The organism is Viridibacillus soli (genome assembly GCF_016612995.1).
In the GTDB taxonomy this organism is placed as follows: domain Bacteria; phylum Bacillota; class Bacilli; order Bacillales_A; family Planococcaceae; genus Viridibacillus; species Viridibacillus soli.
Map to the genome: position 1 here is coordinate 253,330 of NZ_JAEOAH010000001.1, position 14,679 is coordinate 268,008.

At 37.7% G+C, this 14,679-nt stretch carries 16 protein-coding genes and 1 other annotated feature; of the genes, 3 read left to right on the forward strand and 13 right to left on the reverse strand.

Annotated features, from left to right (window positions below; genetic code table 11):
- Nucleotides 1–13: 13 nt before the first annotated feature.
- From polX to zapA, 3 genes are read right to left on the reverse strand one after another with little or no spacing between them, the layout of a single operon-like run.
- Nucleotides 14–1,720, reverse strand: coding sequence for a DNA polymerase/3'-5' exonuclease PolX (gene polX / locus JFL43_RS01240; RefSeq protein ID WP_200747588.1), 1,707 nt, complete (start codon nt 1,718–1,720; stop codon nt 14–16).
- 47 nt (nt 1,721–1,767) lie between these two features.
- Nucleotides 1,768–2,307 carry a CvpA family protein gene (locus JFL43_RS01245; protein ID WP_100794458.1) on the reverse strand — a complete coding sequence of 180 codons (540 nt, stop codon included), beginning with the start codon at nt 2,305–2,307 and terminating at the stop codon, nt 1,768–1,770.
- A 5-nt stretch (nt 2,308–2,312) separates the two neighbouring features.
- The gene (gene zapA, locus JFL43_RS01250; protein ID WP_100794459.1) at nt 2,313–2,573 is read right to left on the reverse strand and encodes a cell division protein ZapA; all 261 of its coding nucleotides are present in this window, start codon (nt 2,571–2,573) and stop codon (nt 2,313–2,315) included.
- Between the two features lie 86 nt (nt 2,574–2,659).
- Here zapA and rnhC point away from each other — a divergent pair, with 86 nt between their 5' ends.
- A complete protein-coding gene (rnhC, locus tag JFL43_RS01255) occupies nt 2,660–3,592 on the forward strand; it encodes a ribonuclease HIII (RefSeq protein ID WP_200747589.1) in 933 nt (310 codons plus the stop codon).
- Between the two features lie 49 nt (nt 3,593–3,641).
- Here rnhC and JFL43_RS01260 read toward each other — a convergent pair whose 3' ends face one another.
- The 7 genes from JFL43_RS01260 to JFL43_RS01290 form a co-directional block, all read right to left on the reverse strand.
- Nucleotides 3,642–4,424, reverse strand: a complete 783-nt coding sequence (locus JFL43_RS01260; protein ID WP_200747590.1) for an ABC transporter permease — start codon at nt 4,422–4,424, stop codon at nt 3,642–3,644.
- The gene (locus JFL43_RS01265; RefSeq protein ID WP_200747591.1) at nt 4,421–5,305 is read right to left on the reverse strand and encodes an ABC transporter ATP-binding protein; all 885 of its coding nucleotides are present in this window, start codon (nt 5,303–5,305) and stop codon (nt 4,421–4,423) included. Before JFL43_RS01265 ends, JFL43_RS01260 begins: the two co-directional genes overlap by 4 nt.
- Nucleotides 5,302–5,490, reverse strand: coding sequence for a PLD nuclease N-terminal domain-containing protein (locus JFL43_RS01270; protein ID WP_100794463.1), 189 nt, complete (start codon nt 5,488–5,490; stop codon nt 5,302–5,304). Before JFL43_RS01270 ends, JFL43_RS01265 begins: the two co-directional genes overlap by 4 nt.
- Nucleotides 5,491–5,616: 126 nt before the next feature.
- A complete protein-coding gene (pheT, locus tag JFL43_RS01275; protein WP_200747592.1) occupies nt 5,617–8,022 on the reverse strand; it encodes a phenylalanine--tRNA ligase subunit beta in 2,406 nt (801 codons plus the stop codon).
- A gap of 12 nt (nt 8,023–8,034) precedes the next feature.
- Nucleotides 8,035–9,072, reverse strand: coding sequence for a phenylalanine--tRNA ligase subunit alpha (gene pheS / locus JFL43_RS01280; protein ID WP_200747682.1), 1,038 nt, complete (start codon nt 9,070–9,072; stop codon nt 8,035–8,037).
- 119 nt (nt 9,073–9,191) lie between these two features.
- Nucleotides 9,192–9,422: a binding site (T-box leader), on the reverse strand.
- Nucleotides 9,423–9,475: 53 nt separating this feature from the next.
- Complete coding sequence (locus JFL43_RS01285) at nt 9,476–10,246, reverse strand: TrmH family RNA methyltransferase (protein ID WP_100794465.1); 771 nt, start codon at nt 10,244–10,246, stop codon at nt 9,476–9,478.
- 23 nt (nt 10,247–10,269) lie between these two features.
- The gene (locus JFL43_RS01290; protein ID WP_200747683.1) at nt 10,270–11,247 is read right to left on the reverse strand and encodes a zinc-binding dehydrogenase; all 978 of its coding nucleotides are present in this window, start codon (nt 11,245–11,247) and stop codon (nt 10,270–10,272) included.
- Between the two features lie 136 nt (nt 11,248–11,383).
- Between JFL43_RS01290 and sspI the strand changes: the two genes are divergently transcribed.
- On the forward strand, nt 11,384–11,590 hold the full coding sequence (gene sspI, locus JFL43_RS01295) for a small acid-soluble spore protein SspI (RefSeq protein ID WP_100794466.1): 207 nt from the start codon (nt 11,384–11,386) through the stop codon (nt 11,588–11,590).
- Nucleotides 11,591–11,639: 49 nt separating this feature from the next.
- Here sspI and JFL43_RS01300 read toward each other — a convergent pair whose 3' ends face one another.
- Nucleotides 11,640–12,155 carry a hypothetical protein gene (locus JFL43_RS01300; RefSeq protein WP_100794467.1) on the reverse strand — a complete coding sequence of 172 codons (516 nt, stop codon included), beginning with the start codon at nt 12,153–12,155 and terminating at the stop codon, nt 11,640–11,642.
- A complete protein-coding gene (locus tag JFL43_RS01305; protein WP_200747593.1) occupies nt 12,152–12,361 on the reverse strand; it encodes a helix-turn-helix transcriptional regulator in 210 nt (69 codons plus the stop codon). Before JFL43_RS01305 ends, JFL43_RS01300 begins: the two co-directional genes overlap by 4 nt.
- A gap of 671 nt (nt 12,362–13,032) precedes the next feature.
- Here JFL43_RS01305 and JFL43_RS01310 point away from each other — a divergent pair.
- On the forward strand, nt 13,033–13,464 hold the full coding sequence (locus JFL43_RS01310; RefSeq protein ID WP_200747594.1) for a DUF3888 domain-containing protein: 432 nt from the start codon (nt 13,033–13,035) through the stop codon (nt 13,462–13,464).
- Nucleotides 13,465–13,626: 162 nt separating this feature from the next.
- Here JFL43_RS01310 and JFL43_RS01315 read toward each other — a convergent pair whose 3' ends face one another.
- Entirely contained in the window at nt 13,627–14,139 is a 513-nt protein-coding gene (locus tag JFL43_RS01315; RefSeq protein ID WP_200747595.1) for a hypothetical protein, read from the reverse strand.
- Nucleotides 14,140–14,679 lie beyond the last annotated feature (540 nt).

Consider the following 14,679-nt stretch of genomic DNA (forward strand, 5'->3'; position numbering starts at 1 on the left):
AAACACCTCCCATTCATTTCTTCTGTATAAAGCGGATAAATTCTTCTAATGTCCATGTATTCACGATGTTGCTTTTCTTTAACCAAGCTTTTTGCGCGTATTTCGTACCAACTTCCATAAAACGCAGCTGGTCAATGGCATGGGCATCTGTGTTAATAGCAATTGGTACTCCTGCAGCGGAGGCCATTTCTAAATGCTCTTCACATAAATCAAGACGATATGGATTTGCATTCAACTCTAAAATTTTACCATATTCTTTCGCCCATTCAATCAATTGTGGTACATCTGGATTATAACCTTCGCGATCACCAATAATACGGCCCGTTGGATGAGCAATCATATGGACATATGGATTTTGCAGGGCATTATGTAATCTTGCCATAATTTTCTCCTGAGGCTGTGAAAAGCTAGAGTGAATCGATGCAATGACAAAATCTAACCCCTTTAGTACTTCATCTTCAAAATCAAGTGAGCCATCGGGTAAGATATCCATCTCTGACCCTGCAAGTAAACGGAAATCTGGATGTTTTTCGTTGAATGCCCAAATTTCTTTCCGCTGTTCTACTAAACGTTCAGGTGTTAAACCATTTGCTACTTTCAAATATTGCGAGTGATCTGTAATGACAGCATATTCATAGCCTTTTGCAATGAGTGCCTCGCCCATCTCATGTACAGCGTAAGCGCCATCAGACCATGTTGTATGCAGATGCAAATCAGAACGAATATCTTCTAATTGAACGAGTTCTTTAATTTCATCTATGCGGTCGAATTCTTTATTACCAACACGTATGCTTGGCGGGATAAAAGGTAAGTCAAAATGAGCAAAAAAGTCAGTTTCAGATGTAAATGTTGTAACCGTTCCATCTGCTTGTTCTACACCATATTCACTAATTTTCTTTCCTAAGTCCTTTGCCAACTGGCGCATTCTTACATTATGTTCCTTTGAACCTGTAAAGTGATGAAGTGCTGTGGCATATTCATCTTGTGACACGAGACGGAAATCGACGCTAAATGGTTCTGCCGCATCTAATGTTACTGAAATTTTCGTATCCCCTGCAGCAATGGTTTCAGAGATGACAAGCTCGCTTAAAAGCTGCTCCTTCACTGCCCCGCGGTTTGCTGTTGCAATGATGAAATCGACATCCTTACTCGATTCCTTCACACGTCGGAAACTACCTGCAACTGAAAACTGCTGCACTTCAGCGATTCCACTTAGTATATTCTCGATTTCTTGCACAACCGTATCCAATTGCCAAATAGGCAGTCGTTCTGAGCGTGAGCCAAATGCTTCAAGCTCTTTTAAAATTTTCTCTTCTGTCTTCTTGCCAAATCCCGCTAGCTGTGACACTTTACCTTCTTCACAAGCTGCTTTTAAGGCTTCCGCAGAATCGACCCCAAGCTCTTGATATAACTTTGCAATTTTCTTACCACCTAAACCTGGTAACTTCAATAAGGGCGGTAATCCTTTTGGTACTTGCTCTTCAAGCTCTTTTAATACAGAGGATTCGCCTGTTTCTAGTAAATCTTCTATAACAGCTGCTGTTCCTTTACCAATGCCTTTAATGGCTGTAATATCATCAATTTCACTTAAGCTTCTCGTATCTGCCTCTAATGCTGCTGCGGCTTTACGGAATGCCGAAATTTTAAAAGGGTTAACACCTTGCAGTTCTAAATACAAGGCTATTTTTTCAAATGTACGAATGATAGTTTTCTTATTCAAAAAATGACCTCCTTTTTCGTGAAAAAACTGCTCTCAGCTGAGAGCAGTTACTTCATATATACAAACCACATTTTTTGGAATACGTTCGAAATAATCGGCGTATATTCAAGCATTAATTTCGTTAATATTGAGCTATCTACATATTTTTGAATACTATCTAGTGGTAATAAAGCTAAAATATATAATAAAATAAATACTAATATATAAGCTTCTATAAATCCTAAAATCCCACCGAAGAAACGGTTGAATGGACCTATAATCGGCACATATTTCAGGAAGTCAAATATTGACGCGACAATTTGCATCGCAAATTTCACAACAAAGAAAATAAGTGCAAACGCTAGTAGCTGATAAAAAGTTTGACTAAGGTCCAATTGTTCCATTGCAAATGTTAACGTTGTATTGCTGTCCACTGCTGGAAATGGAATCCATAGCACAAATTTCTCAGCTAAAGGTTTATAATAAATATAAGCGACGATCATCGCGATTAAAAATCCAATGATATGTATCAACTGGACGACTAAACCTCTTCTTCCTCCAGTGATGATGCCGGCGATTAATAAAATAATTATGAGTATATCGATCATTTACTTCAATCCTTTAGTTTTTTCAGTTCTTCTTCCAACAATTCAAGTTGCTCTTTTAATTTCAATCGGTCATTTACTGCATTTAATGCTGTTAGGACGGCCAGCTTAGCGCTGTCAAGGCTCGGGTTTGCCTGTTTAATCTCACGCATAGTATCGTCAACTGTCGAAGCGACTAAGCGCATATGTGTTGTTGACTCTGTTCCAACCATAGTATATGTTTGACCATATATATCAACTGAAATTCGATTTTTTTGTTGCTCTGACACAGCTGCCCCCTCCTTAAAAATCCTAATTCTAATCATACCATGAAACGCTTTATGATGTGAATATCGAGAGTAGAAAGGACTATTAAATGTCTAATATTGTCATTATACTAACAACTGAAAAGCAAGCAGAACTTGCTTCTTATTATGCCTCATCTAGAGTAGAACGCAATGCGCCAGGAGTCATATTTGCAGCTAAGCTAAGCGATACTTCTATCACTTCTTATAAATCTGGCAAAGCTATGTTCCAAGGAAATGGCGCAGAACGAGAGTCTAGTAAATGGGGTAAACCAAATGCGGCTACTACTAAAACGACGTCATCAAAGGGTGATAAGTTGCCCCCAAACTTCGAACAGCTTTCTGTTATGGGCTCTGATGAAACAGGAACGGGTGATTATTTTGGCCCGGTAACTGTTGCAGCTGTCTACGTGCCAGCTGATAAAATCGCTCTCGTTCGTGAACTCGGTGTCAAAGATTCGAAAATGCTAACGGATGACTTTATGCGTCAAATTGCACCTGACCTAATGCAAGCACTGCCTCATAGCATTCTAACCGTACGTAACGAAAAATATAACACCATCCAAGCAAGAGGTTGGTCTCAAGGGAAAATTAAAGCGCTCATGCACAACCAAGCACTCCATAACGTACTTGGAAAGATTGCCCCAGAAAAGCCAGCGCATGTCCTAATCGACCAATTCGCTGAACGTGGCATTTACTATAACCATCTTAAAAATGAAAAGACGATCGTCAAAGAAAATGTATTATTTGCTACAAAAGCAGAACAATTACATGTCTCTGTAGCGGCTGCTTCCATTTTAGCACGATATGCCTTCTTAAAAGAAATGGACCGCCTTGGCGATCTAATAGGCTTTGACTTACAAAAAGGGGCTAGTAAGAAAGTCGATGAGATGGCTGCTCGCATCTTATTATCAAAAGGTGAGGCGACATTAAAATCGATGACGAAATGGCATTTTGCAAATACCCAAAAAGCACAAGCAATTGCTGCAAAAAAACGTTCATAAAAAAGAAGCTATTCCTCTCGTTTAATAATGAGTAGGAATAGCTTTTTCTTTAAATTTTAATATTCTCCACGTTTTTTCTTGTACCCCAAATACCGATAATGACCAACAGTAATATTGCAATAACTGTTACTACTACAGACAACCAGAAGTCACTACTATCAGGTTCTGCAACTAACCAAGTAATGGCATACGTGCCTAGCTTCCAAGGTGATACCGTCCAAAACTGACCGATAATACTATCAATTAACTGCATAAAATACGTCAATAAAAATGCAAGTGTTCCAGCAACACCCGTTGAAAATACTGCGCTTGCAGTAAGCGTCACTGTCACAACGAACAACACCCATAAACTATATGTACCAATAAGTGCTGCACATTTCCAAACATCCATCTCATCATATAAAATCATCGTGTAATAAAAACTTGCAAGTAAACCTAAAACAGTACTTAATAGCGCAACAATCGTTGCCCCTGATAATTTACTTAAATAATAAGCGCTAAAAGAAATCGGACGTACATACAATAAAGCTGCTGTACGATTTTTGCGCTCCTTACTAATGACTCCCATGAAGCTTAATATGACAATTAAAGCAACAATAAGATGAAACTGACCGACTGTCGAAGCCATCACATCAGCCGATGTCATATCCGTAATACCCATATCAACGCCCTCAGGCATATTACCAACAGCCTTCATAATATCTTCCATATAATAAAACATGACAGGCTGCATTATGCCATATAGCACAAAAACAATTGGAATCCATAAAATCTTCAAATTACGTACATGATCACGCCATTCTTTTTGTAACAATACTCGCCATTGCATCATCCATTCGCCACCTTCATGAAGATTTCTTCCAAGCTTGCGGATTGCTGCTCGACTTTTCTGATTGCAAAGTCCCCCTTAGCTAGCTCCTGTATAACTTGCTGCATTGTAGCTATTTGCAATGTCACAACGGCTCCTTGTTGCTCGGCGCTGAGGGTACTACTCTCTACAAATCTCGCAGCCTCTACTTTCTCTTTAAACTCCACTACAATTTGGTGATGTTCATACTTTGCTTTCACATCTTGTAATGAGCCTTGTTCAACTAAATGACCATCTTTTAAGAACAATAATTGGTCTGTCATTTGTTCAGCGTCATTCAGAATATGTGTTGAATATAAAATCGTCATCTCTTTTTGTAATGATTTCATCAAATGCATCATATCTAAGCGACCTGCTGGATCTAGCGCTGATACTGGTTCATCTAAGAGAAGCAATTTGGGTTTATGTATAATTGCCTGTGCTAAGCCCAGTCTTTGCTTCATACCACCTGAAAACGTGCCTATTTTCTTATTTGCAGCATCTTTCAAACCAACGAATTGTAGCAATTTCTCTGACTCATCTTTCGCAACTTTTGCCGGTAATCCATTTAACTGTGCAGCCATGATTAAAAACTCACTAGCAGTTAACCATGTATTAAACTGCGGATATTGTGGCAAAAATCCAATTGCTGCTCGTGGATCTCCCACTATCCCCTCATGCTGTATTTGCCCACTTGTCGGTTTTAATAATCCAGCAAGCATCGATAATATCGTCGTTTTCCCTGCTCCATTCGTTCCAATTAGCGCAGTAGCTGTACCTTTTTTTAGTTCAAACGATATATTTTTTATCACTTCATGCTGTCCATAATTCTTTTGCAACGCTGAAACTTGTAATAACTGGCTCATACTTGTTTCCTCCCGAAGATAAAGTAAATAATCGAACCAATAATATTTCCACAGACAATAACAATAGCCCACAGCCATTTTGGACCATTTGTTTGCGGGATTTTCACTAGATCAATTAAAGCAACAATCATCAAAATAAACTGAATAATTATAATCGGTAAAAGCATCATTAATAATGAACTCATCTTGCTCACCTCTCTTTTGTTATACACTTAATATAACAGATAATAAATTCCATGAAAAGGATAATAAAAAAAATACCTGACAAAGACAGTTCGTCTGAGCAGGTATTTAGTATACAAATTTATTTATTAACGAATTTGTGCATTCGCTTCTGCTAATGCTTTTAACACTTCGTCATGTGCCGCTACTACTTCTTCATCCGTTAAAGTACGCTCAGGTTCAAAGTATTGTAATGAGAAGGCTACTGATTTCTTACCTTCTTCCATTTTGTCTCCTTCATATAAATCGAAGACACGAACATCTTTCAATAATGTGCCACCTGCTTGACGGATGATTGCTTCAAGATCCGCTGCAGCTGTGCTTCTATCAACAACTAGCGCAATATCACGTGACATCGATGGGAAACGTGGAACTGGAACGTAAACTAGCGCTTCAGTAGATACTTCTAATATAGCTGCTAAGTTCATTTCCATTACGTATGTTTCTTTTAAACCATTTGCTTTTTGTTCAGTTGGATGCAATTGACCGATTAAACCGATACGCTTGCCATTTAATAATACGCTAGCTGTACGACCTGGATGTAAACCAGCAACTGTTGCACGTTCAAATGCTACTGCATCCGCTAAACCAAGACGATCAAATAATCCTTCGATGATTCCTTTTAATACGAAGAAATCCACTTTCTTCTGTTCACCTTGCCAAGCGTGATCTAACCAATTACCTGTGATTACTGCTGCTACATGCTCTTCTTCAAGCGGCAGCCCTTCCTCAGTTAAACCTAAGAATACAGAATCCACTTCATAAAGTGCTACAGTATCCGCTTGACGCGCGACATTGTAAGAAGCTGCTTCCACTAAATGTGGGATTAAGCTTTGACGTAATGTGCTACGCTCTTCACTCATTGGCATTAACAATTTTGTAACTGAAGCTGTTTCTAATGCATATTTTTGTGAAAGTGCATCAGATGTTAATGAATAAGTCAGTGCTTGGTAAAGACCTACACCTTCTAAGTACGAACGCACGATACGACGTTTTGCTTGGTAAGCTGTTAAACCACCTGGTGTCGATTCGCCAATAGGCATTGTCGTTAGAATTTCATCATAGCCGTAAAGACGTGCGATTTCTTCCACGATATCTTCTTCAATTTTAATATCTTGACGGCGAGTTGGTGCATCTACATAAAGCATGCCATTCGCAGTTTCAACATCAAATTTTAAACGTTTTAAAATTGATACCATATCATCTAAAGAAATCTTCATACCAAGACGAGCATTAATAAAGTCCGGTGAAACGATTACTTTTGAAGGTGTTTTATCTAATTCATCAAAAACAACTGATCCTGCTAATACTTCACCACCAGCTAGTTCTGCTAATAATTTAGCTGCACGTTCTGCTGCAGGAATAACGCGGTTTGGATCAAGACCTTTTTCAAAGCGGGCACTCGCATCGCTACGTAAGCCTAAATCTTTTGATGTGTAGCGGACAGATAAACCTTCAAAGTACGCAGATTCAATGACAACTGTTGTTGTTCCATCATGTACTTCTGAGTTTAATCCACCCATAACACCAGCTACTGCAACAGGCTCTTTTCCATTTGTAATAACAAGGTTTTTAGTATTTAAAGTACGTTCTTTATCATCAAGAGTCGTAATTTTTTCGCCTTCATTTGCAAGACGGACAACAATTTCACCTGTACCTAAACGGTCGTAATCAAATGCATGAAGCGGTTGACCATATTCCATTAAAATATAGTTTGTTACGTCTACTACATTGTTATGTGGACGAACGCCTGCAGCCATTAAACGTTGTTGTAACCATAATGGAGACTCAGCAACTTTGACGTTTTTCACAACTTTTGCTACATACATAGGGTTTTCTACTGATGCATCTACACGAAGTTTTAAATAATCAGAAGCTTTTTCAGCTGATTCTTTATAATCTAGCTCCGGTAATTTAATATCCTCAGAAAGGATTGCGCCTACTTCATAAGCAACACCTAACATGCTCATTGCATCCGAGCGGTTTGGTGTTAAACCAAGCTCAAGCACTGTGTCGTATAGGCCAAGTACTTCAAGTGGGTCCGCTCCAACAGGTGTTTCTGCAGGTAATACGAAAATACCTTCGCTGTATTCTTTCGGTACTAATTTGCCTTCGATACCAAGCTCTTGTAACGAACAAATCATACCGTTTGATACTTCACCGCGAAGTTTTGCTTTTTTAATTTTGCCACCTGGTAAATGTGCGCCTGGACGAGCAACGATGACTTTTTGGCCAACTGCTACGTTTGGAGCGCCACATACGATTTGTGATAATTCTTCTTCACCAAAATCAACTTGGCAAATATTTAATTTATCAGCTTCTGGATGTTTTACTTTTTCTTTCACTTCGCCGACCATTAGCTTTTTCATACCTTCTGCTAAGTCTGCTACGCCGTCCACTTCAATACCAGCGCGTGTAATTTTTTCTGCTAAAACTGCTGGCTCAAGGCCTTGTAAATCAACATATTGTTCTAACCATTTTAATGATACTAGCATGTTTACCCCTCCTTACTGTTCTGTGCGGTGGAATTGTGATAAGAATCGGACATCATTTGTGTAGAAATGACGGATATCATCCACCCCATGTTTCAACATTGCGATACGTTCTTGTCCCATACCAAATGCAAAGCCTGAAACTTTTTTAGGATCATAACCTGCCATTTCAAGGACGTTTGGATGCACCATACCAGCACCTAAAATTTCAATCCAACCTGTTTTTTTACATAAACTACAGCCATCTCCACCACATTTAAAGCATGAGATATCCATTTCTACTGAAGGCTCAGTGAATGGGAAGAAACTTGGGCGTAAGCGAATTTCACGTTCTTGACCAAACATTTTTTTAGCGAAAAGATCTAAAGTACCTTTTAAGTCGCTCATTGTAATGTTCTCGCTTATTACAAGTCCTTCAATCTGATTGAATTGATGCGAGTGAGTAGCATCATCATTATCACGGCGGAATACTTTACCTGGACAAATGATTTTCACTGCTGCACCTTGTTTTTTCTCCATTGTACGAGCTTGTACTGGAGATGTCTGTGTACGCAGTAAAATCTCTTCAGAAATATAGAATGTATCTTGCATATCACGAGCTGGGTGACCTTTTGGTAAGTTCAATGCTTCGAAGTTGTAGTAATCTTTTTCAACTTCTGGACCTTCCGCAATTTCATAACCCATGCTGATAAATAGGTCTTCGATTTCTTCAACAACCTTTGTCAGCGGATGTTTACTACCCACTTTTAAAGGTCTTCCTGGTAAAGTGACATCGATTGACTCTTTTTCAAGTTGTTCTTGGATTGCTTTCTCTTCTAGTAATTGTGCGCGTGCTTCAAGCACCTCAGTTACTTCTTGACGTACGACGTTTACTAGCGCACCCATTTTAGGACGTTCCTCTGCAGGAAGTTTACCCATCCCTTTTAATAAATCCGTAATCGGACCTTTTTTACCTAAATAAGCAACGCGGACATCGTTTAACTCTTTAGAGTTAGCTGCTGCTGCAATTTTAGCTAAAGCTTCTTCCTTTAGCAGATTCAATTGTTCTTCCATTGCCATTTAAATTCCTCCTTCCAATATAGAAAAGCAAAAACAAATTGTTTTTACTCAACATGTAAACCATCTTTTTATGTAGATTGTGTAAAAATCTGCACAAAAAAACTCGCCCCCTAAAAAGGGACGAGGACATATTTCGCGGTACCACCCTAGTTATTGTGCCTAAACACAATCACTTCATTGAAATAACGGCTCTAAACCGGCCTACCTTTACAGCAATTGCTGGTCCCGGTGGCTGCTAACGGAGTGAACTTCTATGTAACACAACTTTATGCACGCTTGCAGTCTTTGGCGTGTACTCCCTAAAAAGTGTAGATACATGTACTTTTTCCGATCGATGCATTTGGATTATATATTCATTATTATAACATTATACGCAACTGAAAGATTTTCTTCAAGTTCACTTTGCTGAAACTGCGAAGTTATATAACAAAATACCAGAAGCTACTGCTACATTTAAAGATTCAGCTTTCCCTAAAATTGGGATAATCACATTAGCATCTGTTTTTGCTAGTAAGTCTGGGTGAATACCATTGCCTTCATTGCCCATAATAAGTGCGAACTTGTCGCCTTTTTTTACTTCCGAATACACAACGGCGTTATCCAGTGCTGTCCCAATAACTGGTACTAAGCGATCTTGAAGACGGTCAATCCAATCTTCCAATTCACCTTTCACAACTGGAATATGGAAATGCGAACCTTGAGCTGAGCGTACTGTTTTTGGATTGAAAGCATCTGCTGAGCCTTTACCAAGAATAACCGCATCGATACCAGCTGCATCTGCTGTACGAATCATCGTACCGACATTACCTGGATCTTGCACTGCATCAATTAATAAAACTTTAGTCCAGCTTGCTTGTTCTTCCTCTGTTACAACACGTTGTTTACATTGCGCGAAGATTCCTTGAGGATGTTCTGTTTCAGACAATTCTTTGGCGATAGCTTGTGTAACTTCAACTACATGGATATCATCAAAATTCCAAGTATGCGGAATATCTACACCTTCACGAACAATAATTGTTAGCACTTCACCGTTGTTTTTAATCGCTTCTTCAACTAAGTGGAAACCTTCAACAAGAAATTCTCCCGAACGTTCACGTTCTTTTCTAGTTGTCACTAGCTTTTTCCAATACTTCACTAGTGAGTTTTGCGTAGATTCAATTCTTTTCATAAAATGTATACCGCCTTTATTTTTTAAATCGTTAAGGTTATTTTGCCAAACTGGTGATTTTCTTTTAAATATTGAAGCGCTGTTTCTGCCTCGTTTAATGAGAATGTACGGTCAATCACAGGATGCGTGTTAAATTCCGCTAAATGCGCAAGGCATGCACGAAACTCATCGCGACTTCCCATTGTAGTCCCATACAAAGTATATTGTCCATAGAAAAATTTTCGTAAGTCAAAATCGACAACGTCCTCAGTCGTTGCACCGAACAATACTATTTTACCACCCTTTTTCAAAACATCCAAAGAGCGGTTAAAAGTTGCGCGTCCAACACTCTCAATGACAACATCAATTTGCTCATCTTTTAACAGTTCTAGCCAATCTTCATTCGTATCAATCGCAACATCAGCACCGATTTCAAGCGCCGCCTGACGTTTTTCTTCGCTACGAGATGTGACAATCACTCTTGCCCCAACGTTTTTAGCCATTTGGATTAAAAATGTCGCAACACCACTACCTGCTCCTGGGATAAAGATCGTTTGTCCCGCTACTACTTGCCCTTTTGTAAATAATGCACGATAACCAGTTAATGGCGAAATACCAATAACAGAAGCCTCTTCAAAAGTAAGATGAGCCGGCTTGTGCTCTAGTTGTTCCGCTGAAATCGCAATCTTCTCTGCAAATGTACCGTGATCAGGAAAGCTTAAAATGTCAAAGTCAACAGGTGGGGTATCAGACTGTTCATACCATCGCAATGAAGGATTAATAATTACTTCATCGCCTACTTGCCAATCTGTCACACCTTCACCGATTGCTTCAATAATACCTGCAGCATCCGAGCCTAAAATTAGTGCCTCACTATCATCTCCTAAACGTCCTGGTGTATACAAATCACGACGGTTCAAACCTGCAGCCTTTATCGCTACAACCGCTTCCCCTGCCCCTGCTTGCGGATTCGGTAATTCCGTTACTTTTAAAGAACCTTTTTCATAAACGAATGCTTTCATCATGAAACAACCCCTAGTTATGTAATATTTTTTCGTAAAATTGGCAATATTAAATAATATTGACCATTCTAATTTTAACAAATGCATGTATAACAATCGAGCCTATCGGCAAAAATGATTATAGGAGGGATGAAGCATGAATTTTCAAATACGTGAGGCAATTAAAGCAAACGTTCACGGTCAAAGTGCAGATGAACTGAAGGGTATTTTGGTAGATGCAATTGATCGCGGTGAGGAACATTTACTCCCTGGTCTCGGTGTCTTTTTAGAAGCCTGGTGGACAAATGCAGACCAGCAAAAACAACAAAACTTTATGCAAGATTTAGCCAAAGCAATGGCGTAATAAAAAACTGTCCAAGCGGATTCAAATGCGCTCGGACAGTTTTTTGTTTTCAAGAAAATTCAGATACTTCCTCTTTATCTTCTTTTACATATTTACGGATTTCAAAATAATACATGAGGTTTTGTATAATAGCGATCAATAAAATGATGACAATATACCAAAAGCGATTCATTGGAATGAAGAACAGCGCAGTAGCTAACGGTAATGCAAAAGAAATGAAAGTATACACCTTTTGCGTTGCACGCTGCGTAACAGTACGCATCATTTCATCCTCTTCTAAGTACTCAGGCGGCTGGATACTAAACATAGATACTTTATGTTGTGGATTCAATTTGTTATGTTGCCTAAATTTATAAGCATAAGCAGGCAAATAAATTAGACTGAGCAACATAGCGGAAATTAGTTGCCAATTAATATGGCTTGTTATATAAATTTCAATCGCCCCGTCTTTCCCTTTGCTCCACTCAATAGGGAAAGAATGTGTAACACCATATGCCGCTATAACTAAAATAACAATACCTAAAATATTCCATAACGGGCTCTGTACACGTAAATCCTTTTTCATTCCTCTTCCTCCCCTTCTAACCAAAATAGTTCATCTACTTTAATTTGTAACTCTGTTGCAAGTTTTAAAGCTAATGTGATAGACGGTGAGAACTCCCCTTTTTCTATAAACCCAATCGTTTGCCGCGTCACACCGACACGATTTCCTAATTCAGATTGCGAAAAGCTATATCTTGCTCGAAGCTCCTTCACCCGATTATGGAGCATTTCATCACCTTCTTTAAGTTAAGTACACTATACATAATGTAATGTTTAATTAACATTATGTCAATAATTAATAACATTTTTTCTCTGAGAGGCATTTAAACAAATTGGGTAATACTTTTAAAATCACTTTTTTGTATAAACAGGTTAGCTCAAAAAGAAAAACTACATTTATAAAGAATAGTTGCAATAGTAATTACATCTACCAAAATACCCTAAAGTTCATCTGATTTTTTCGAAGTTGAAATGTATATAATAAATCTTTTTAGAAGCCCGGTGGACAAATGCAGACTAGCAATCCCAACAAAACTCTATGCCAAAGTAATGAAACAAAAAAAAATGCCCAAGCGATTACAAATACGCTTGAGCATTTTTTTCTTTTTAGTTCTGTTAAATTTTAATGTTGATAGAGCTATTTCGTCATTCAAATATTCAAAGAAAGTCTCAATTATTGGATAAGATTATTCATACCATCTGAAATTCCAAAAAGTACTTCTTTATTACCATTTTCAATTACCATTAATAAACTCGACTTCTAATTAGTACCTTTAGACACTAAACTCCAGCAAAACCGCTTACGAAAAGAATAACCTTAACCTAGTTTTCAAAAAATTTCGGGCTAACATAAGCTATCTTTTTCTGAACATAATACATATTAAAAGGTGGCGTGAAATATGAAAAAAGGTATTATTATTTCCTCTTTTTTGACATTTTGTTTAATGACATCAATTCCAACTAATGCCGAAAAACATTATTATTTACCTGCTGAAAAATCCAAAGAAGAACTAATGATGGACTTATTTCTATCAGTACTTTCGCCTAATATTGACATGGCTGTTGCTAATTATTATTCTGATTTACTTACTGAAAGGCCTGGGGTGTATCCTTATCAAATAAATATAATAAATATGGAAAGAATCGGGGAATATCGTTCCTTTGAATTTTTGATTACCCTTGAGGTTACTCCAGTAGTTGGTCCACATATCGAAGTTGGTAAAGACCAATTAACATTTAATATATCTCCAGGTAATGTAAAGCTAACGAAATTTAAGCATATAGAAACATATGAACTTCCTCCGAATTGGCAGCATATTAAAAAGAAATAATAAACAATTATTTAAGGTATTGAATCGTATTGATTTAGCCCCACGTTTTTGGGGCTTCTTTATTATTAGAAGTACCCGTTTAAAGTGATTTGCAACCCATCTTGACTTATTTTGTACTACATGATGTTCTACAATACCATAATTATGAATTACATTATTTATTCATCTGACAAGACATTCTTTATAATTGTCATTAAACCAATTAAGTCTATTTTTATGTCCAGAAGGTACATCGTATGGCGGAATATTAATTTCAAATGTTATTATATTAGAATAGACATTTCCAATTTCTTGTATAATTCGGATACGTGAAGAAGTTTTCCTAATCGGTCGACCTTCTTCTTTTTGGGGAATGATCACTTCTATACTTGCTCTAAGTTCCAACATATTTTTAACATGTTGCAGCTTAATTTCATGAAATGCCTCAATCACATCTGAATAGCAATGGTACTTAGTTGCTCTAACAGCCTCATCTATCAACATTGTTTCGTAAGGCGTAAATAAATTCTCGGTAATAGATAAGTATGTTGATGTTTTGATATTACTAAAAGCCGTTTCTCCTGCTTTGTATTTCCACCATGTCTTAGGCGTAAGTCCCGCTACACGAAAAAATACGCTTTCACTTTTAAATTGCCGATGAGCTTCATGTAAAACTAACTGTAATTTCTCATCCATTTTAACTACTCCTTAATAATTAGTATCAGAATTAACTAATCTATCAATAAGTACTAGACTAATCTTATTAATAGGAAGTTGCCGTAGTATTTTATGCTTACTTAGTAGATACAGATTTTTCTCAGATACTATCTAACCCAGTATAGTGTATGTTCTTTTTAAAGATGGTTATGCAATTATTTATATGTATATTCTTACTCTTTCTCTAATTGTAAATTTCCTGCCCAAATCTGTGCACATTGGTAGTCTGTACCCTGGCCTGTTTCATTAAATGCACACCCTTAATGCTCACTTGAAAACCATCTATATAATAGTAGGTAATGACTTTTAGGCACTCCATAACAATCGTCACTCGCTTGATGAATTTCACAGATACTCTCTGAAAGCAGTTCATTTTCAGTCGGTATCTCGAGGGCTTTTTTGTACAACTGGTTTATACGTACTTTTGGTCAACTTTAATACACGACACATCACTTGAACTGGATAGCGTGCATTTTCCTTATTTATATGTTCGATGTTTTTTTTGAATTCGCGATTGCA

Excerpts from the sequence above, each read along its gene's own strand:
- JFL43_RS01245 (WP_100794458.1), bottom strand. The coding sequence starts at position 2,307 with ATGATCGATATACTCATAATTATTTTATTAATCGCCGGCATCATCACT.
- rnhC (WP_200747589.1), top strand. The coding sequence starts at position 2,660 with ATGTCTAATATTGTCATTATACTAACAACTGAAAAGCAAGCAGAACTT.
- JFL43_RS01260 (WP_200747590.1), bottom strand. The coding sequence starts at position 4,424 with ATGATGCAATGGCGAGTATTGTTACAAAAAGAATGGCGTGATCATGTA.
- JFL43_RS01265 (WP_200747591.1), bottom strand. The coding sequence starts at position 5,305 with ATGAGCCAGTTATTACAAGTTTCAGCGTTGCAAAAGAATTATGGACAG.
- JFL43_RS01270 (WP_100794463.1), bottom strand. The coding sequence starts at position 5,490 with ATGAGTTCATTATTAATGATGCTTTTACCGATTATAATTATTCAGTTT.
- pheT (WP_200747592.1), bottom strand. The coding sequence starts at position 8,022 with ATGCTAGTATCATTAAAATGGTTAGAACAATATGTTGATTTACAAGGC.
- pheS (WP_200747682.1), bottom strand. The coding sequence starts at position 9,072 with ATGGAAGAACAATTGAATCTGCTAAAGGAAGAAGCTTTAGCTAAAATT.
- JFL43_RS01285 (WP_100794465.1), bottom strand. The coding sequence starts at position 10,246 with ATGAAAAGAATTGAATCTACGCAAAACTCACTAGTGAAGTATTGGAAA.
- JFL43_RS01290 (WP_200747683.1), bottom strand. The coding sequence starts at position 11,247 with ATGAAAGCATTCGTTTATGAAAAAGGTTCTTTAAAAGTAACGGAATTA.
- sspI (WP_100794466.1), top strand. The coding sequence starts at position 11,384 with ATGAATTTTCAAATACGTGAGGCAATTAAAGCAAACGTTCACGGTCAA.
- JFL43_RS01300 (WP_100794467.1), bottom strand. The coding sequence starts at position 12,155 with ATGAAAAAGGATTTACGTGTACAGAGCCCGTTATGGAATATTTTAGGT.
- JFL43_RS01305 (WP_200747593.1), bottom strand. The coding sequence starts at position 12,361 with ATGCTCCATAATCGGGTGAAGGAGCTTCGAGCAAGATATAGCTTTTCG.
- JFL43_RS01310 (WP_200747594.1), top strand. The coding sequence starts at position 13,033 with ATGAAAAAAGGTATTATTATTTCCTCTTTTTTGACATTTTGTTTAATG.
- JFL43_RS01315 (WP_200747595.1), bottom strand. The coding sequence starts at position 14,139 with ATGGATGAGAAATTACAGTTAGTTTTACATGAAGCTCATCGGCAATTT.